This is a genomic window from Streptomyces sp. NPDC014861, from assembly GCF_043081625.1.
GTDB lineage: Bacteria > Actinomycetota > Actinomycetes > Streptomycetales > Streptomycetaceae > Streptomyces.
This window is the reverse complement of the sequence record NZ_JBIBWV010000038.1, coordinates 1-18689: the sequence shown is the minus strand read 5'-3', so window position 1 is coordinate 18689 and position 18689 is coordinate 1. Positions and strand designations below refer to the sequence as shown.

15 protein-coding genes and 1 pseudogene are annotated in these 18689 nt (G+C 67.1%); 15 read left to right on the top strand and 1 reads right to left on the bottom strand.

Going from position 1 to position 18689, the window contains the following annotated elements:
* Positions 1 to 181 precede the first annotated feature (181 nt).
* The 8 genes from ACF1BN_RS36780 to ACF1BN_RS36745 all read left to right on the top strand — a co-directional run bounded on the left by ACF1BN_RS36780 (position 182) and on the right by ACF1BN_RS36745 (position 10602).
* On the top strand, positions 182 to 712 hold the full coding sequence (locus ACF1BN_RS36780; protein WP_392335957.1) for a hypothetical protein: 531 nt from the start codon (positions 182 to 184) through the stop codon (positions 710 to 712).
* A 263-nt stretch (positions 713 to 975) separates the two neighbouring features.
* Positions 976 to 1629: a hypothetical protein gene (locus ACF1BN_RS36775; protein WP_392335956.1), complete on the top strand. Its 654-nt coding sequence runs from the start codon at positions 976 to 978 to the stop codon at positions 1627 to 1629.
* A gap of 295 nt (positions 1630 to 1924) precedes the next feature.
* Positions 1925 to 2716 (top strand): TnsA-like heteromeric transposase endonuclease subunit, encoded by a 792-nt coding sequence (locus ACF1BN_RS36770; protein WP_392335955.1) that lies wholly within the window; start codon positions 1925 to 1927, stop codon positions 2714 to 2716.
* On the top strand, positions 2713 to 4860 hold the full coding sequence (locus tag ACF1BN_RS36765) for a transposase (protein WP_392335954.1): 2148 nt from the start codon (positions 2713 to 2715) through the stop codon (positions 4858 to 4860). The genes ACF1BN_RS36770 and ACF1BN_RS36765 overlap by 4 nt, the downstream gene beginning before the upstream one ends.
* Complete coding sequence (locus ACF1BN_RS36760; RefSeq protein ID WP_392335953.1) at positions 4848 to 5888, top strand: ATP-binding protein; 1041 nt, start codon at positions 4848 to 4850, stop codon at positions 5886 to 5888. The genes ACF1BN_RS36765 and ACF1BN_RS36760 overlap by 13 nt, the downstream gene beginning before the upstream one ends.
* 745 nt (positions 5889 to 6633) lie before the next feature.
* Positions 6634 to 7188, top strand: a complete 555-nt coding sequence (locus tag ACF1BN_RS36755; protein WP_392335952.1) for a hypothetical protein — start codon at positions 6634 to 6636, stop codon at positions 7186 to 7188.
* A 128-nt stretch (positions 7189 to 7316) separates the two neighbouring features.
* Positions 7317 to 8435: an endonuclease domain-containing protein gene (locus ACF1BN_RS36750; RefSeq protein WP_392335951.1), complete on the top strand. Its 1119-nt coding sequence runs from the start codon at positions 7317 to 7319 to the stop codon at positions 8433 to 8435.
* A 325-nt stretch (positions 8436 to 8760) separates the two neighbouring features.
* Positions 8761 to 10602 (top strand): hypothetical protein, encoded by a 1842-nt coding sequence (locus ACF1BN_RS36745; protein WP_392335950.1) that lies wholly within the window; start codon positions 8761 to 8763, stop codon positions 10600 to 10602.
* Between the two features lie 356 nt (positions 10603 to 10958).
* Here ACF1BN_RS36745 and ACF1BN_RS36740 read toward each other — a convergent pair whose 3' ends face one another.
* Complete coding sequence (locus ACF1BN_RS36740) at positions 10959 to 11408, bottom strand: hypothetical protein (RefSeq protein WP_392335949.1); 450 nt, start codon at positions 11406 to 11408, stop codon at positions 10959 to 10961.
* Between the two features lie 93 nt (positions 11409 to 11501).
* Here ACF1BN_RS36740 and ACF1BN_RS36735 point away from each other — a divergent pair, with 93 nt between their 5' ends.
* The 7 genes and pseudogenes from ACF1BN_RS36735 to ACF1BN_RS36705 all read left to right on the top strand — a co-directional run.
* Complete coding sequence (locus ACF1BN_RS36735) at positions 11502 to 12143, top strand: hypothetical protein (protein WP_392335948.1); 642 nt, start codon at positions 11502 to 11504, stop codon at positions 12141 to 12143.
* An 86-nt stretch (positions 12144 to 12229) separates the two neighbouring features.
* A complete protein-coding gene (locus tag ACF1BN_RS36730) occupies positions 12230 to 12430 on the top strand; it encodes a hypothetical protein (RefSeq protein ID WP_376479121.1) in 201 nt (66 codons plus the stop codon).
* Positions 12431 to 12635: 205 nt separating this feature from the next.
* The gene (locus ACF1BN_RS36725; protein WP_376479123.1) at positions 12636 to 13523 is read left to right on the top strand and encodes a nucleic acid/nucleotide deaminase domain-containing protein; all 888 of its coding nucleotides are present in this window, start codon (positions 12636 to 12638) and stop codon (positions 13521 to 13523) included.
* Positions 13523 to 15193 (top strand): hypothetical protein, encoded by a 1671-nt coding sequence (locus ACF1BN_RS36720; RefSeq protein WP_392335947.1) that lies wholly within the window; start codon positions 13523 to 13525, stop codon positions 15191 to 15193. The genes ACF1BN_RS36725 and ACF1BN_RS36720 overlap by 1 nt, the downstream gene beginning before the upstream one ends.
* Positions 15194 to 15298: 105 nt before the next feature.
* Positions 15299 to 16834, top strand: coding sequence for a nucleic acid/nucleotide deaminase domain-containing protein (locus ACF1BN_RS36715; protein WP_392335946.1), 1536 nt, complete (start codon positions 15299 to 15301; stop codon positions 16832 to 16834).
* 22 nt (positions 16835 to 16856) lie between these two features.
* Complete coding sequence (locus ACF1BN_RS36710; protein ID WP_392335945.1) at positions 16857 to 17411, top strand: SUKH-4 family immunity protein; 555 nt, start codon at positions 16857 to 16859, stop codon at positions 17409 to 17411.
* Positions 17412 to 17991: 580 nt separating this feature from the next.
* Positions 17992 to 18689, top strand: a pseudogene (locus tag ACF1BN_RS36705) (hypothetical protein); the annotation flags it as partial.

Genomic DNA, 18689 nt, shown 5'->3' with positions numbered 1-18689 from the left:
CCGGTGAATGAGGGGAAGGAGGGGAGGGGGCACACATCCCGTACAGCTCTTGAAATGACGGGCCTGCCCGGAGCGGAGGTTCGTGGCACAGCTTCGGGCAGGTCGCCGGGCAGGCGCAGAACAGCTATATGGTCTGTCCGCAAGAAGCGTCCGTTGCCATGGTGCCGGAAGGAGGCTGCCCGTGAACGTGCAAACGCTTCAGCAGTGGGCGGCCGTTGTGGCGCTTCTGTCAGTCGAGGACGAGGAGACGCTGCGCGAGGCGACGGCCGATCTTTCGGCGGTCGAGGAGGCTCTCCGGCTGGCGAAGGATCGGCAGGCTGTGGCCAGCAGGAACGCTGCCGCGTCCCGCGAAGCCAACGCCAGTGCCCAGCGGTGGCTGTCATCACGTCCGACGGACGGGGCCGGCTTCGAGGAGAGGCATTCCTCAGCGGAGGACCGTTCGAGCGGGTTCGCTTCAGACGCCCCTGAGGAGGAGAGCGAGGTTCGCTCGGCAGCTTCGCGGCTTTCCGTGAGGGCCACCATCCTGGCCTTCCTGTCAGTGGTCGGTGAAGCCACGCGACAGGAGGTCAGGGCCGAGGTGAGCAAGCTGCGGCCGGACGTCAACGTCGCGAACTGCGACCGGGATCTGTCTCGGCTGCTGAAGGCTGGGCTGATCACGAGGCCCGGCTCTGGCCGGTACCGGCTAGTCGCCAAGGAGTCCCCGACCCAGTAGACCTTGAGCACCCTGCCCACCTGAGCATGCATGAGTGCGCGGGTACCGCCGAACGGCCATTCGGCGGCCCCGTTGGCGCATGTTTAGGCCCCACGCGCGCATCGTCACTATAGCTACAGCTGGTGTCGGGCAGCGCCGTCGTTCATCCCTGCGTGTCAGTTGTCGTGTTCGAAAAGGCCCCACATCATGAACAGACTCATCGGCCGTCCGCGCCGACCGCTCCCCCCGCTTCGGCTCCTCGTGGAAGCCTTGGGGGTTGAGCAGTGAATGACTCCCGTCAGCTGTTTCCGACCAGTCGCGCAAACCAACCGTCACAGTGGGGGGTTTTCGACGAGATCGCGTTGACGAGCGGGCCCGACCGGCTACCGGTCCGTTCGTCCGAACTGGCGGTCCGCTTGCAATTGCACCTGAACACGGTCGTCGAAATCGTGGCATTCCTTGCCACGATCGACCTCGTCGAGGGGACCCGCCACAACTGCGCTGTGACCAAGGCCGGCTGGGAGGTCGCCGCGGCTTACAGGCAAGACGAAACGCAGGGGCGGCTGCTTCTGCTCGCCCAGTTCCGGGACCACTGGGCGGTGCAGCTGACCTACAGCCTGGCGTACGACGCTCCCGTTGAGCAGGCGACCCTGGCCGGACGCATCAGCGACACGACCGGCGTCACGTCACGACGGGCCCACTATCTCTTGGACTGGCTGGTGATGGCGCTGGTGCTGCACCAGGATCCTTCGATGCAGCTGTCTCCGTCGGCCGCGTACGCGGTACCGATCTCCGCGCCCAGGCGGGAGCCGAATGCCGTCGACCCGCCAGGGCTGCTGATGGGTTTGACTCCTGCCGAACTGCGGGCACTGCCTCCTGAGCGCTACCAGGAACTGCTGAAGCAGCTTCCCGCTCTGTACGACCTCAACTGGTCGTGACTGTCGTCGGGGGCGGCGCCTGGCCGCTCACGACGACAGGTCGTTGACTGGGTGCGGTCCTCGTACTGGCCTGGCCACCTCCCCCGATGCCCTGGATAGGGCCGAAGGGCTCTCGCGCGTTGCCTGGATGCCGCTGAGCAGGTCTTGACGACGGTGCGCCATGTCCGGATTCACCGGTGCTCCGTGCCCGCCGCAGTGTGGGCTCTGCCGATCTCGCCGGCAGGTCCGCGCTGCTCCCGTCCTTCTCCGTCCCGTTGCCCTTGACTGAGCGACATTCATAAATAGGCGAAATGTCATGCAAAAAAGCGAAATGGACTCTCGTCTGCCAGGTTTCGTGTCCGATCGTGCGCGTCGCCAGGTGGACCCGTCTGCCGTCGAGGCACGCTTCATCACTGCCGCAGGTCGCACGGTGCGGATGCCGTGGCTGCAGGCTGCCGGAGAGGAGCGCTTGGAGGAGTGCGGTCCGGTGGTGTCCTTTCCGGCGCGGAAAGGAAGGCGGACTGCGCCTGGCTGGCTCTGGATGGCGACGGGCGGCCGCATGGTCCACTACGGTTTCGGCGCGATGCGGGTGCAGGCCATGATGCTCGACTTCGACCCTCGCGTTGTCGCGGTGGCCTGCAGCCCTGTGGAGCTGCTGTGGCGCGGCCGGGGCGGGAACGTCGTCTCTCACGCTCCGCATCTCATGGCCCGGCTTGCCGACGACAGTGGTCTGCTGGTGGATTGTGCTGGGCGACGCGGTGCTGGACTGCGGTTGGTGCGCCGTGCCCTGCATGTCGAGGCCGCGGCAGTTGCTGCCGGCTGGCACTACCGGCTGTCAGGGCCACCTCCGCCGGTGGTCGAGGCCAATGTCCGCTGGCTTTCCGGCTACCGGCATCCACGGTTTGCGGGCGGACTGCTCGGGATGGTGGCGGAGTGTTTCCAGGCGCCTACTGCGCTGATCGACGGGGTTCGCGCTCTGGGCGAGCCGTTGGTGGTGTGGCCGGCTGTGTTCCATGCGTTGTGGCGGCGTGTTCTGCACGTGCCGCTGGAGTCTGCCCTGCATGAGCGGACCGTGGCGGTGGCCACTGAGAAGGCGGCCGGGCGGTGAGCCGGCCGCAGTTGGCGATCGGAACGCAGGTCCGGTTCGACGATCGCACGTGGGCCGTGGCGGGGATCGAAGGCAACTCTGCGACCGGCCCGCGAGTGTGGCTCGCAGAACAGGGTGGCTGCGACCCTCTGGTGGCTTTCTCGCTCGCTGAGCTGATGCGCTGTCCTTCCTTCGAACTATTGGGAGGACCTGCGCCGTTGCGGGTTCCGCAGATGGGGCTGCTGTCGACGGTTTCCGAACAGGAGTGCTTCCGTGCCTTGTCTGTGGAGCGGCATGTGCGCGAAGTGGAGACCGGGTATCCGGTTCCGGGTTCTTCGGGTGAGGTCAGGGCCGAGTACGACCCTGCGTCGACAACGCTGGCCGAGCGGGAGCAGGCGAAGGCTGATGAGCTGACCGGGCAGGGCTGGCCGGCGGTGAGCCGGGCCACTGTCCGCCGGTGGCGGCGGCGTTATCGCGATGACGGTGTGTGGGGGCTCGTTCCCAGGCGGCGCGGATCGACGACGCTGGAAGGGGCCGATCCGAAGGTGGTCGCCGCGCTGCGAGTGCTCCTGGCCGTCGAGGCTCCGCGTTCTCGCTCTCGTGGGTGGAAGACGCGGATGCGGCGCGAGACTGCATGGAAACTGGAAGCGGATCACGGGGTCGGTGTGGTCGAGGTGCCGCCACGGGCGACGTTCAACCGGCTGCTGGACAGAGTCGAGGCGGAGATGGGCCTCGGTGGGACAGTCAGGCAGCGGCGCGCCAGGGCGGCGCGGCCGGCTCCGCCGTTCAAGCCGACGGTGGTGTTGCGTCCGGGTGAGTTGGTGATGCTGGACAGTTCACCGCTGGATGTGCTGGTCGCGTTCGACGACGGGGTCGTGGGGCGGGTGGAGATCACCAAGGCGCTGGACGTGGCGACGCGGAGCATGTGGGCGGTCCTTCGTCCGTCCGGGAGCAAGCTGACTGATGTCGCGGTGCTCCTGGCGCAGATGATGACGCCGATGGTGATGCGTCCGGGCTGGCCGGAGTCGTTGGCGATGGCTGCTTCGGTCGTCCCGTACCAGCGGCTGGTGAGTATGGATGAGCGGCTGAAGGATGCTGCGGCACGTCCGGTCGTGGTGCCGGAGACGATCGTGGTCGACCAGGGCAAGGTGTTCGTCTCACCTGCCACTCGTGCTGCCTGTGAGAGTCTGGGCATCAGTCTGCAGCCTGTTCCCCCGGCGAACGGACCGGCCAAGGGCAACGTCGAGCGTTCCTTCGGGTCGGTCAACTCCCTGTTCTGTCAGTACCTTCCCGGCTACACAGGGTCGAACGTTTCCGAGCGCGGCTCGAAGGTTGCCCAGGAGCGGCTGTGGTCGCTGGCCGAGCTGCGTGAGCTCCTGGACGAGTTCCTGGTGCTCTGGCACCACCGTCCGCACGCCGGGCTGCGGCACCCTTTGATGCCGGCACGAGCGCTCACGCCGAACGAGGCATGGGCAAGTCTGCTTCCCGTCGTCGGATATGTGCCGGTCCCTCTGGGGTCCGACGACTATGTCGAGCTGTTGCCGGTGCGGTGGCAGGCGATCACGGACGCGGGCATCCGGTTCGACTTCCGCACCTACGACCATGCGTGCCTGCACACGGAGAGCGCCCGAAGTCACAGAGTGCGGTCCGGGCAGGGCTTGTGGGAGGTGCACTACAACCCTTATGACCCTCTGCGGATCTGGGTGCGGCTGGCGGACGGATTCGTCGAGGTGCCCTGGATCCACGCCACGTCGGTCAGCCTGCCGTTCACTCACCATGTCTGGGAACACATCTGCAAGGTCACAGAACGCACCGAGTCCCGTGCCGAGCACGAGGAGCAGCTCGTGTTGGCCCTGGACGATCTTCTGCGCCGTGCCTCGCGCAAGAAGAAGCTGACCCGTACGGAGAAGCGGGCGGTGGCCAGGTCCAGGGCCTCTGGTGCCGACTTGGTTCCTGTGCCGGCCAGTTCGGCGAGCGTGCTGGACACCCCGACTCTTTCCTTCGGGCTGGCGGGCGTGTACGAGATGCCTGAACCGGATGACGAGACCGTTCCTGATGAGGATGACGGTCTGTTTGTCGTGGCCGAGGAGGAGTTGGCGGAAGCTGTGGATGGTTCGTCCATCCTCGACGACACCGATCAGGAGGACGACCTGTGGCTGCCGTGATCGCCTCGCCCGGCGAGGAAGACCCGCAGGACGGGGGCTGGCCGTGTCCGAGCCCGATGAGTAACTTCGTGCTGTGGCGTGAATACGCGACCTGTCCAAGGATGGTCGCGCCTGCGGTGGCCGACACGTTCTGGAGCACCGAGTCTTTGCTGGACTATCACTCGGAGTTCGTGACGCTGAGGACTCCGAGCCAGGAGCTGACGAGGCGACAGCTGCAGCTGACGCTTCTGGTGAACAACCGGCACCGTGGGACGGCTCGGCGCGGTCTGATCGTGTCGGGCCCTCCGGGGGCGGGCAAGTCCACCAACCTTCTTGAGCTGGGCCGTTCCTTCGAACGCGGGGAGAGGGCCAAGCGGCCCGGGATTGCGGACTACCTGCCCGTCGCGTTCGCGGCCATCCCCCCGTCCTGCACGCCCAAGGGACTGGTCATGGAGTTCGCCCGGTTCCTCGGGATCCCTGTGCACGACAGGATGACGGAGTCGACTCTCACCGATGCCGTCTGCGGGGTGATGGTCCAGCGGCGGACCCGGCTGGTGTTCATCGACGACGTGCACCTGCTCAACACCCGGACCGGTCCGGGTGCCGGAAGTGCCGACCAGGTCAAGGCTCTGGCCGAGCGGATCCCGGCGACATTCGTCCTGGCCGGCGTGGACGTGGAGACGTCTGCGCTGCTCACCGGGCCGCGTGGTGCGCAGATCGCCGCCCGCTTCAAGATTCTGCGTACCGCTCCGATGCTGAACGGCACCAGCGACCAGAAGCAGGCATGGCGCAAGCTGCTGGGCGGCATGGAACAGGCCTTGCGGCTGCGCAACCACCAGCCGGGGACCCTCGTGCGCAACGCCGATCTCATCCACCTGCGCACCGGCGGCGTGATGGCCAGTGTCTTCGCCCTTGTCAGGGAGGCGGCGATCTGTTCCGTCCTGGACGGGACGCTCGCTGTCACCCGGCGGCTGCTGGCCGAGGTCGTCCTCGACAGTCAGGCCACGAATGCCGCACGCGCTCGCCGCCGGCACCAAGATCCCTCCTGATCCGCCCCCGGCTCCACGAAACCGGCAGGGGCTGAGGCGTCCTGCCGGCAACGGCAGGTGTGGGGCGGCGTATGCGTGCGTCACTCGGCTTCGGCCCGGCGGCAGACAGCCCGGCCCCTGCGCCGTCCTGTCTCGATTCCCTCGGCCTTCATCACTGCTGTCAAGGACGTTGTGTATGGACCGTTCTTCTCCTGGTCGTGCTCTCATGCACGTCCCTCCGGTGGCGCGCGAGCTCACCGGGTCATGGCTGCGCCGTGTGGCTCTCGTCTGTGGTCTGCCGGCTCAGAACCTTGTGCGGGGCATCCTCAGCGGCGCACACATGATCCGCATCACCGGGACGCCCAAGACTGCTCTGGAGGCGTACTTCAACGCGTCGGCGCGAGCTGCTCTGGCCCGATTCATGAGGATCCCGCTGTCTCGGCTGTATGCGCTGCTTCCGGAGCTGGGTCCTACACACCCGCGCCTTTGCGACGGCGATGAGACACAGGCGGCCTGGTACTCCCCTACCCGCATATGGGTCACGGCCTGCCCGCCGTGTACCCCGCGCGCCTGGTCCTCCCCGCAGCCCGTCCTTGTGTACCCGGGCGCGCTCGGGCACATCTGCCGGCGCCACCGGCGCTGGCTCCTCGCCGACGCACACGGACCGGCCTCCGTTCCGTTGGGAACGCTTCCCGAGGTGCTGGCCGCTCATCGTCAGCACGTCGCTCTGGCTCACAGTGTCCCCGGCTCTGCCGGGGCGTTGGCCGTGGCAGCCGCCGTGGTGTGGTCCTGGCAGGCGCAGCGATGGCATGGGGACAGCCTCTGGTCGCAGCGGACGTCCGCTCTGGCGTCGCTGACCGGTTGTTCCCCGGCGGGTGCTGCTGCCCACGCGCTGATCACCTATCCGGAGACGGTCAGGGTCGCTGTCCTGCTGAGCGACCGGGTCTGGCAGCAGCGGCTACGGAAGGCGGCTATGGCGCAGGGGATGCATGCCGCACGGATGCTCGCCCTGGCGGACCTGGGCCAGCGTGTCGGGCGGCCATGGCTCGTGGACTGGCTGGCGGCCATCCCTCGTACCCGTCGTGTCGACCCTGGTGAGCGCGATCCGCTGCAGTGGTGGCTCGGGCAGCTGACAAGCCGGGACACAGCCGGGGATGCGTCGTGGTGCGTGCCGGACGGCCTGGACCGCCCCGCGCAGTACAGCGATCGTCTCAGCTTTCTCGCCGAAACCCGGGTCCGCTCTGTCATCGGCGCTGCCCAGGCCTCGTCGCTGACCGGAGGCTGGGAACCACCAGCCGCCCGGTGTCGCAGCTGCCGCTGACGGCACCACACCCTGCCCTCTGTGGCTGTGGGCCTGCGCGGCGGGCGAAGCCACCGCCGCGGGGGCTTGGGGCAGTTCGCTCTGGCGGCTTGTCGGCCGCCCTCGTCACGATCTCAAGGAGCCTTGACATGTGGGTCTCACCCCAGACAGCGCATCACAGGCTGGTCGATCTCACTCACCACACCTCGGTGCCGGCCTATCTGGACCATGTGAACCGCTACACCTTCGCCGCTTCCAGTCATGTGTTCATCGGCGAGGTACCTGTACTCGGGCACAAGCGCGGCCAGCTGTGGAAGTTCGCCGACCGGGACATTCAAGAGGCCGGCCGGCGCCTTGCCGGGCTCGGCATCGATCCCGATGACCTGACCGACGCCGGTCTGGAGTCCGACGAACGAGACACGTGGCGTTCGAGCGTCCGGAGCTGGCTGGACCAGGCCCTCTTCACGCACGCCCCGCAGGGAGAATCCCTTCCGGCGGGTTTCCCCGGACGCCACCTGCCATCCGGTTACGTGCGGCGGACCGTTGCGAGCACCAGGCCGTTGTCCTTGCTGACCTGGTCGGGCAGGGCATGGCTGATTCCCCGCGGCTATGCGGACCTTCTGGACCGGGCCGAAAAGGCCGAGGCAGATCTGACCCTGCAGGCCACGGTGTGCAGCGGCTGCGGGACGCGCGCGGAGAGTGACCAGTGGCGTTCCTCGAGCGCCATGGGATTCGTCGTCCTGTGCCCGGCCTGCGCGGCGAAGACGGCCAGGCCGTACAGCGGGCATCTGCGTGGCCGTCTGTACACGAAGGCGTTCGCCAAGCGGTCCCGTGCCGATGCTTTTCTGTGCGCGATGTGTCCCGAGCCGCGGCGGGCTCTGTACTGGGACCACTGTCATTCTCATGGACTGTTTCGGGGGCCTTTGTGTGTGACGTGCAACAACGCCGAGGGCGGCCCGGGTTTCCTCAACCGTGACGGGGCCGTCGATCATCTGCTCCAGTGCACGGTCTGCCGCAGCCGGCGGACCCTTCCCCCGCAGCATCATGAGAATGTCGTACGCCGCTTGTTCGACTTCGGTCCCCACATGGCGTGCACGCACGATCCGTCCTGGCGGATGTTCTACGTGCAGGAGGACGGCGCGGTCCTTGCCCGGTTCCAGTGCTACCAGCACCAGCCCGCTCTTGAATGGTCCGTCCTGGTTCCGGCGGACGACGTCAGTGCCTTGGTGCGCCGGTTCGTCGATGAGTCCGCCGGCTCAGCCCCATAGCCGGCTGTTTGCAGCAGCGGACAGGACGCGGAAATCTCGTCTGCATTCTCGCATGCTCCTTCGCCGCGGGAGAGGCACTGCTCTGGCCGAGCCCCCACTGCGGGTGTCGGGGACTCGGCGCGGGGGCGGGGGGCCGGCAGGGAACCGTACGACCCTGGGCGCCGTGGGCGGGGGCTTCTCCCGGAAAGTGGCCGTCGGAGCTCTGGGGGCTGGGGGCTGGGGGCTGGGGGCTGGCCGAACATAGAAGGCTTGTTCCAGGCGTCACCCATCTGGCCGCTGATCGTTTCTGACGTCAGGAATCGGCATCTGCGGTGAAGGAGGTCCGGTGGGACCGTCGTTGGTGGTGGAGCGGCTTGAGTTCTTGAGGGACGGGGTCTGGCGGGTCCGCCTTTTCACCAGTCTGGTGACCTTTCTGGTGGGACATTCCAATGCGGGTAAATCGACAGCGATCGAGGCGCTGCTGTATCCGCTGGGTCTGACTACCGCGAGGATCATGCCTGAGGTCCGCAGCTGTCAGAAGATCCGCCTGACGTTCCGCGTGGCCGGTACCCGCTGGCAGGCCACGCGCAAGGGCGCGGAGCCGTACGCCCGGGTGCTGATCAAGAACCTGGACGACGAGAACGACATCGGCCGTCCATTGCCTGTCACCTCCTCGTCCGGGGAGACGACCGCTGGTGCGTTCGTCCAGGACCTCCTGGGCCTGCCGGCCGCCTCCCGCGGCGCCACCCGGCTCACGCTGGACACCCTGTACGGCACGGTCATGGCACTGCGCCAGACGACGATCGCCTCGGAGTTCCTCGGCGGCGTCAAGGAGCAGGAACGAATCCTGGCCCTGGAGGTGATTCTGGGCCTGTGGAGCGAGGCCCTCGCGAGCCTGGAGAAGGACGCCTCGGAAGCCGAGTCTCAGCACCGGGCGGCGCAGAACGCGCTGAACCAGTTCAAGCGGCTGCGTGATTCCGGGGCCCTCGCGGACCCGAAAGACACACGTCAGGAGCACCTTCAGAAGGAGCGTGAGCACAAGGCGGCAGCGGAAGGCGCCCAGGGCGCGGCTGCGGCGTTGTCGACCGCTGTAGGTGAGCATGGCCGACTGGTGGCCCTGCACAAGGCGGCGGAGCAGCAGCGACGGAAGACTGCGAAGCAGGCCGAAGACGCGCGTACACGGTTCAACAAGGCCACAGCGGATCTTGCTCGCGCCGAGGGTGTGCTGTCCGGGCTGCTCTCGACACCTGCGATGGAATGTACGGGGTGTGGCCAGGGGCTTCCCGAGCGGGAGCCGGGGCAGTGCCGGCAGTGCGGGCAGGCGGTTCACGGCGCCGAGGACCGGCGGGAGAAGCAGGTCGCTGCGACGCGGGCGAAGGCGGATCGTCTGCGGCTGGACCTGAAGGGCCTGCGGGAGACCTCGGCCGGCGCGGAGCGGGCGGCGGCGGCCGCTGAGGAGGCGGCCGCGCAGGCGCTCGCGCAGCGCGATGGCTACGAGCGGGACCATCTGGCTCCCGCCCGCCAGAAGGCACAGCAGGCGGAGAAGGAAGCCTTCGGTCTGAGCCGGGACGTCGCGCAGCTGAAGAAGCAGATCGACAACGCCGACTACCTCAAGGCCCAGGCGCAGGCCATCACCACGGCGAAGGAGCGGATGAAAGCCGCGCAGGCGACCAGGGACACGGCGAAGGCTGCTGACGAGGTGCGCCGCAAGGAGGTCACCGGCCGGTGGGAAGAGTTCTTCCTGCGGCGTCTGCAGCAGATCAACCCGGCGGTGGAGGCGGCGTTCATCGACCCGGCCGACTTCACCACCCGGGTCAAGGAACGCAACGAGGCGGATAAGTCGTTCGACGACAGCTCCGTGGGCGGCAACCCGAAGGCCGTGACCAACCTCGCGCTGCTCCTGGCGCTGCGCGACCTCGGACGCGTCGATGCCCAGGTCCGCGTGCCGCCGCTGCTGATCATCGACTCGCCGTTGTCGGGGCTCGGCTCGACGGGCCTGGACCAGGAGACGAGCCTGCGGTTGATCGACACGCTGATCTCCATCGCGGCCGATCCCGCCACGGACGGATACGGCTGCCAGATCATCGCGGCCACCAACGACCCCCTCCCCCGTGACTACCCCGACGTCAGGGAGATCCATCTCGACGCCGGCAACCGGTTCTTCGACCACGCGCCGTCCGCCGCCTGACCCGCCTGCCGGGCTTGACGCTTTGGCCCGGCAAGAACGCATGCTTTGGTGCTTGAACGTGTCACGGGTGTGCGGCGGGGCTTGCCCGCGATCGGGAGCCGGTTGACAGGCTGCACGACCGGCTCCGGAGCGAAGCCGCCCGCCCCATGGGCGACGGGCGCCGCCATCTGCGATGACATGCGCGTGGACGGAGAGCCTGCGTGCCTGGGCTCGGCTCGGTCGTACTGCAGTGGTCCTCACTCAAGAAGCGTGAAGTCGGCGGCGCCGCTGACCGGGGTGTTTACCCGGTCAGTGGCGGCGCCTTCTTGTAACAGCTTCAGCAGTCGCCGGCCAAGCCCACGAACCCGATAAGAACTTCAAGGAACCATCGCATCGATGGCTTCAAGGTGGGTGAGGAAGGCAGCCACGAGGCGGGGGCGGGGTGCGTCGGGGACGAGGGCGTCCGGTAGGTCGGCCTCAAGCCCCCATTCCATGTTGAACGAGATGCTGGTGCCGGCAGGGACGACACTGCTTCGCAGCCACAGCACGAAGGATGCTGCTGCCTGTGCGGTGGCATCCTCGAGAGTGATCCCTTCGGGAGTCAGCTTGGCCATTCCTTCCAGCGTCTCGTCTCCGAGGGTAATGCCGAAGTGCATGACCGACCCGGGAACGGGCCCTTGGCCGCCTTCGTCGACGCGGATGAACTCGTCCGGGTTCCGCTCACGCAGCTTGCTGGTCACCAGGTCGTAGGTGAGGTTCCATGTGGAGCCCTCGGCAGGGCCGAAGACGTACATGGTGCGCAGTGCGGCCAGTTCGGACTCGTCCACGCGGGGGATACGGGACATACCACTCGTGTGCTGCCCAGGAACCCGTACCCTGCACATCAGATGGCCGGTTTCTGTGCCTCCGGTCCCCCCACCTTGAAGGAGTTGTTCGTGTCTGCTTTCCTTACGTCCGTCCAAAGCATCGACGCGACGACCGCGGCGCTCCAGGAAGAGCTTCCTCAGCTGGAGCAGCTTCAGCTGGAACTCGAGAAGGAGCTGGCCGCGGTCTCGGAGCGCGTCTTGTCGGTCCGTACGGCCCTGACGGCCCTGCTGGCCCTGGCCGAGACCCCCGCCCCTCAGGCGGTGCGGGCCACGCCTGAACCGGCTGTGGTGGAGGACGAGACCGCAGTCGAGGCGACGACAGTGCAGGAGACCGGTCCGGTTCCCGCGCCCCGCAAGGCCGCGGTCACACGCACGGCCAGCGAACGTAAGGCGACGCCCGCCAAGGCCAACGGGCGGAAGGAACGATCCTCCGCGAAGAAGCCTCGCATCACGGCCGCGTCGCGGAAGGCCGCTCCTGCCGCGAAGGACTCTGCCGGCTTCACCGAGCAGGTGATCGCCGTTCTCGCCCGCACGCCGGAAACGCCGATGCGCGCGCGGGACGTCGCCCAGGCACTCGGCCGTGACTCCTCCGCGGGCGCCGTGAACGCCGTCCGCAGCACCCTCGACCGTCTCGTGGCCACCTCGCGGGCCGCCCGCGCCGGCCGCGGCCTCTACCAGGCCACTGCCGCCAACTGATCCAGCGCGGATAACTGCCACCGGTACCGCCTCGCCGGGGCCCTGCAAAGAGGTTCGCGGTCACGGCGGAGAAGGGCCTCGCGTCCGTGATCCATCCGCAGGGCCTGGATAGAGCGCGACAGGCGGCATTCGCGCCGGAGACGCGGGAATTGGTGGGGGAAGTAGAGCTGCCGGGCCAGGCTGTGGTGCCTTCGGTCACGCCGTACTGGTTCATGGCGAAGGCGTTGTACCAGGACCCCATGGCGCAGCCCGCACTGTGGGCGATCGATCATGAGCGCACCCACTGAACGTCGGCTCTGGGCCGCCTCACGCGAGCAGAAGCGGCCATGCGGATCTCCGTACGACTGCTGCCGCTGAAGTCTGACTCCGAGAGTTGGGCATGCTCATGGCCCGAATCTCGTACGCCGGTGCAGGTGCTGTGTCAGGGTTGTCCGCCCTGACAGCTATGGTCGCCTGTGGCCATCGATCATCAGCGTTTCTTGCGAGGTATTCATGTCATCCCCTGACCGGGAGCGCAGCGACGAGCTTGTCCAGCACTTCGGTCACGAGGGTCTGCGGTTGTTCGGACGGGTTCAGCTGGCCGGTGCCCGGCTACCTGCGGACTCCGCTGCGTTCCTGGAGGGGACCGGCGTCCCTGCCGGAGTCCCTCCCTACTTCCGCGCTCCGCTGCCGGATGAGCCGGTGAGCCTGGGGGGCTTCGCGTCTCACTCGCAAGGGCCACGGCCGCACAACTTGATGGAGAGTTGGCCTCGGATCGGGTTCGACGGTCTGGCCCACCTGTGCGTGCGTCCTGATGGGGCGGTGCAGGCGGTTGTCCTGTCGGGTGTGGTGGATGACATGTTCGTCAACGCGGATGTCTCAGCTCTGGGCGCCTCGCTTGTGGCGCTCGACCGTGCGCAACCCCTGCTCGCGACGGCTGCGGGTCTGGGTGAGGCTGCTGCTGTGTTCCGTGATCTGTCCGCGGGGCTGCGTCAGATCGACCCGGTGGCGTTCGAGGACCGGGAGTCGTGGTGGCCGCGTGTTCTGGACGACATCCGGCACACGCTGAATTTTCCCTTCTCCGCCGCTTTCGAGTACGTCGATGATGCCGGCACCAAGCAGGTGGTCACGGAGGCTACGGGGCCTGGCCTGCCGCACCCGGAGGAGTTGGTGTGGCGGCGTCTTTCCGCGCAGGGGGTGCGGCCGGAGCAGGTCCGTCGCGTCTACTGCGAACTGGAGGCATGTGTCATGCCCGGCCATTACTGCGCGGTCTGGATGCAGGAGGTGTTTCCGCATGCTGAGTTCACGCACAGTTTCGGCTATGGGGAGACTGCCGAGTCGCGGGAGTCGGGTCTCAAGGAGCTGATCACGCAGGCGGCCGAGCAGGCGAGGCGTGGTTGATGCGGTGGGATCGTCCTGCCGCCGGCCGTGAGCCGGCGGCGGCTGCTCTGCTGGGCTGGCTCGCCGACCCCCAGGCGCCCGGGCTGTGCCTGGTGTCCGGTTCGGCGGAGAGCGGTAAGTCCCAGTTACTTGCCTGGCTCGTGCATCACGGCAGCCGGCCGGGAACTCCGCCCGAGCGTACGGTCCACGCCGTCACGCCGGCCGCAGGCCTTGGGGTGCGAGGCATCGTGTGGTCGCTTGCCGAGCAGTTGGGTGTCGTGGCTCGAGGTCCGGCTGAGCTTGTGGCCGCACTGAAGCGGGACGAGCGGCCCACGGTGATCGTGCTGCCTGACCTTCATGAAGGTGACGGATCTGGGCTGGTGCTCGCCCTGGCTCGGCTGCCGCACGTGCGGCTGATCGTCGAAGCCCGCTCTGGTGGTGTGGTGCATCAGGTCCTGGCCGGTGGTGGATGTGCTGAGCTGGACCTGGACCTGGAGCAGTGGCGGGACGATGAGCGTTTCGCGCAGTGGCATGCGTCCCGGCCCGAGAGCGAGGTTCGTGACGGGTCTCCTTCGGGGCATGTAGTGGTGGACCTGTCTGATCCGGTGGCGGTCTGTGCGGCCGATCCTTGGCAGGTCACGACCGCCTACGAAGCGGATGACAGCCGTGATCACGGTGGGCTGCGTGCTGCCTGGCTGCGGGCGGGCCAGTCGGTGTGCGCGGAGCAGTCGCCGGCGTCTCGCGCGCTGGTTCTCCTGAGTGTGCTGGGTGACGGTGCCGATCCGCGGCTGCGGCCGGCGCTCGTCGAGCTCGCGGCGGGAGCCGGCTGGGGCGTGGCGTGGAGCCGGGTGTGTGGTGATGTGGTGCCGCCGTGGCCCGGTGCTGTCACGTCCCTAGCTGTGGGCGCGGGGCCTTTGTCCGGCTGTCTGGTCCTGGCGGGTCCCGGCGGTGTCGTGAAGAGCGTGCATGTGGCGGATGCCTCCGCCCACGGACGCTTGCTCCTTGAGGCTGGGGAGGTGGCCGATGTGGCGGTCCTCGCGGAGGGGACTGCGCTGCTGCTCGATACCTCTGGCCGTATCCACGTCGACAGCAAGTGGACCGTCCGGGCCGCCGGCTCGGGACTTGCCGGACTGCTGGACGACTCCCCCACCGACGCCGACCGGCTGCTCCAGGCCGTACGGTCCCAGGCGGGCACGGCGCTCGCCTTCGCAGCGGGGGCAGGCCTGGGAATCGTGGCTGTCGGCAGTGCCGCAGGCGGTGTGCAGACCTTCGGAGAGGTTGAGGACGCTGTTGACCTGCACGACGGTCCGGTGACGTCGCTGGCCGCAATCAGCGTCCCGGTGGACAGCCAGACGTCGGTTCACCTGGTGTACAGCGGAGGCGCGGACGGCGCCGTGCGCGTCTGGTCACCAGGCCACTACCCCATGCCGGAGCCGCTGGTGCAGCGGCCCGGCCCGCTGGTGTCCCTCAGCGCCGCGGTCACGCACGACGGGCCTCGTCTGGTGGCGGTATGGGGTGACGGGGTCGTGCGGTACATCCACGTGGATACCGGTGAGCAGCGTGTGTTCCGGCCGGGCCCGCCTGTGCGTTCCGTGGCACTCGATGGTGCTGGCCGTGTCTTCGTTGGCATGGACGAGGCGGTGGCCTGTCTGACACCGGTTGCCGTCCAAGGTGAAAAGTCCGATACGTGAGCTGATCAGGGAACGGCTCGATTCAGGTTCTTTGCCGTGGGACGAAGTTGACCCCTCTTCAGCGGGTGTGGAGGGTGGGCGGACGGGTGGATGACGGGGGTAGACATGGGGATGACGCTGCCGGACGACCTGGTCGACGTGCTCGACCTGGTGGGGATCGACTGGCCGCAGATCGACGAGGACGACGTCAAGGCGTCGGCCAAGGACTACCGGAAGCTCGCCGAAGGCATCCGGGACGCGGTCAAGCAGGGCAACAACGCCTGCTCCCACATCGTGGCGGGCAAGAGCAAGGGTGCGACGGTCACGGCGATCGACCGCCGCTGGGGCAACCTCACCACCAAAGATCTGGCCGCCTTCGCCAAAGGGTGCGATGAGCTCGGAGGTGCGCTGGACGAGTGTGCCGACCTCATCGTCGGCTGCAAGATCGCGATCATCGGAAAGCTGTCCGCCACTGCCGCGACCGCGGCCGCGGGTGTGGTCGGCATGTTCTTCACCGCGGGCCTCAGCGGTCTGCTGTCTGCCGGAGCCATCGCCGCGGCGCGGCTGATCATCCAGGAGGCCATCGACTACGCGATCGAGCAGATCACCTCGGTCGTCAGCGACAAGATCGAGGCGCGGATCCTGTCCGAGATCGAGACGCTGTTCTCCGGCGCGCTGGAGAGCGGCACCGGAGCAAGCATCCTGGCCGCAGGCAGCGTGGCCATGGCCCAGGACCTCGTGATCGAGTTCGACGAGTTCGAGAAGGCTGCCGGCGGCTACCAGAAGACCGCTGACAACTTCAGCGAGAAGAAGGGCGAGTTCAAGTCCGGTGGGGTCGGCCGCAAGTCGTCGGTGAAGAAGGACAGCCGGTTCTACAAGCTCGCCGCCGTCATGGACAAGGCGGAGGACGCGGTCGACAAGAAGGCCGACGAGATGGTCAAGACCCTCGAAGACCACGGCGGCAAGATCGACAAGAGCAAGACCACGCAGAAGGAAACCGACCAGGAGCAGAAGAAGAAGATCGACTCCTGCGATGACGTCGATGGCGACGACGGCGGTGTCCGCACCTACCTCCTCAACGCCGACGGTTCCGTCCAGCGGCTGTACTCAAACGGCGCAACGGACGACCTCGACGACGCCGACAAGACACGGCTGAACGGCGTCGTCCTGAACGACGGAAAGGTATGGATACCCAAGACCAAGAACGACAAGACAGAGATCTACTCAAAGTCGGACCATCCGGACAAAGCGAAATCACAGCAGGTCAAGTTCGACAGCACCGACGAGCTGGTCAAGGCAACACAGGCCGCAAGAATCGCCCGAGACGACTACAAGGGCACCAACTACGCCGCCGGCCGCTACGTTGCGCCTGACGGAAAGGAATCCATCCTCGTCGGATACAGCAACAAGGGTGGCCATTCCGAGAGAATGATCGGACGACCCCTCATCCACAACAAGAAACAGGAAGGCTTAACCGAAGTATTCACAGAGCGAGAACCCTGCAAGAAACCACCCAACTGCGCACGATGGCTGGACTACCACTTCAAGCAAGACCTGAAGGTGACACATGTAGCGGACTACTACACTTCCGACGGCAAGACCACGAACAAGCAACACACCCAGTACGTAGAGTACTTGAAGAAGCTGCACGGAAAAAAGTAACACCGATCGATAGGATGACGAAGTGAATCCTTCCGTAACACCCCAGAAAATGATTGATTCATACGGACTGCAGAACATCATCTACTTCCCGCAGTCCCCCGGCGTCGAGTTTCACACGCCGTCAGCCAACCTCCTGAGCACCGTGGGCCTCCCGCACTCGGAGGTCTTCATCTCCCGGGAAGAGGTCCCGGACCCATACCCCCGGAATCTGGACTCCATCACCCTGGGAAGCCGCTTCGACCAATTCGACATCCCCTGCCCCCCGGAGAGCCGGACGTGGTGGGCACTCGGGTATCTCTTCGAGACCCTCGTGGCAGTGGACCCCCGGAGCGGGAAGGTCTACGGATTCCCCGAGGGAGAACCTGGATACACCGAACTCCACCGGGACGTGGAGTCCCTGCTGTTCACCCTCATCGAGTTCCGCAAGCTCGAGGTGGACCACGACAACGACGTGGATCCCGAGGAGCTCTCGGCGCGTTTCAAGCAAGCGGTGGGAGCCTTCGACCCCACCCCCTTCACCGACGAGAACTCCCAGTGGAACCTGTCCCTCGAGGAACTGGAAAACGGAATCTGGTAGCACGTCCTCTGACCCCCGGACGCGCCAGCGTCCAAGATTCGACGCACAGATGACTGCACGGTCAAGAGCTACATCCGCTGAGGCCCCGACTGTTGCACATGGCAGGACTTCCGCTCTGTCGTAGCCTGGCTTTTTCCTTTTCCGTTTCACCTGTTCCTTGCCGGGTCGCGCGATCTCCGGGAAGTAACGTGCTGTTGTTTCGGTGCCGCCGTCACTTGAGACGACGACCCTGCTCATGGGCGTGGCCCTGCTCCTGCGGTCAGGCCGTCGGGGGAAAGCAAGTACATGATCTGCACGGTTGCTCCTCGTCCAGGCCGGCGAGAGCTCATGGTCGCGCGCTCTCGCGAAGACGGCGAAACCGCTGGCCGGAGAGATAAGCGGGCTCCGTGTTCCCGCACGCCGATGTGCGGTGGGCATCTCATCCAGGTAGCTGTCGGTGGCGCAAAGGCCGTCTGTTCGAAGGTGCTGCGGTTGAAAGCGGTCATGTTCCGTGTGAGTCAGGCCAGGGCGCCGGAACTGAGGTTATCGGACCTCGCTCGGGGGCAGCTCTTGGGCTTTGACGTCGAGCGGGGGCTGGTGGATGGCACGCAGGAAGTCGGTGGCCGCGCAGTTGCTGCAGGTGTACCAGGAGCGACAGAAGGCGAAGGCGGCCGAGGCGAAGCGGGCCGAGGCTGAGCTCGCACGTCAGGCCCGGGCAGCGGAGCGGGAGGCGGTGGCCCGGGCGAAGGAGGAAGCCCGCAAGGAGCGGGAGGTGGCGCAGGCGTGGGAACGCGCCCGCAAGGAAAACCAGGCGCAGCAGAGTGCCGAGGCGCGCAGGGCTGAGCAGATCGTGCGGGATCTGGAGAAGCGCAACGCCGCACGGGCCAAGGAGCTGGAGCAGAAGCGGCGCGCCGAAGCTCGGGAGAAGGCCGCGGCCGAGCGGCAGGCGAAGCAGGAGGCCGTTGAGGGGCTGCGGCGGGAGGCCGCAGCGCGGACGGTCGAGGTGGAGGAGCAGCTCAGCGCTCTCGCTTCGGTCCTGCGTTCGCGTCCTGGTGGACTGCACCGGCTGCGTCTGGAGACGGAGCGGGTTTTCGGCGTGGGAAACCTCGAGGCGTTCGCGGTCGGCGTGGAGAAGGCGCTCGCGTCCGTGAGCTATCCGGAGGGGCTCGGCGGGGCGCGGCGGGTGGCGTTCGCGCCGGAGGCGCGGGAGCTGGTGGTGGAGGTGGAGCTGCCGGGCCAGGTGGTGGTGCCTTCGGTCACGCAGTACCGGTTCAAGGCGTCCGCTCCCCCGGCGGTGGT

Bases quoted from the DNA above. Each gene is read 5' to 3' on its own strand.
- ACF1BN_RS36770 (WP_392335955.1), top strand. From the start codon at position 1,925: ATGCAAAAAAGCGAAATGGACTCTCGTCTGCCAGGTTTCGTGTCCGAT.
- ACF1BN_RS36750 (WP_392335951.1), top strand. From the start codon at position 7,317: ATGTGGGTCTCACCCCAGACAGCGCATCACAGGCTGGTCGATCTCACT.
- ACF1BN_RS36725 (WP_376479123.1), top strand. From the start codon at position 12,636: ATGTCATCCCCTGACCGGGAGCGCAGCGACGAGCTTGTCCAGCACTTC.
- ACF1BN_RS36720 (WP_392335947.1), top strand. From the start codon at position 13,523: ATGCGGTGGGATCGTCCTGCCGCCGGCCGTGAGCCGGCGGCGGCTGCT.
- ACF1BN_RS36715 (WP_392335946.1), top strand. From the start codon at position 15,299: ATGGGGATGACGCTGCCGGACGACCTGGTCGACGTGCTCGACCTGGTG.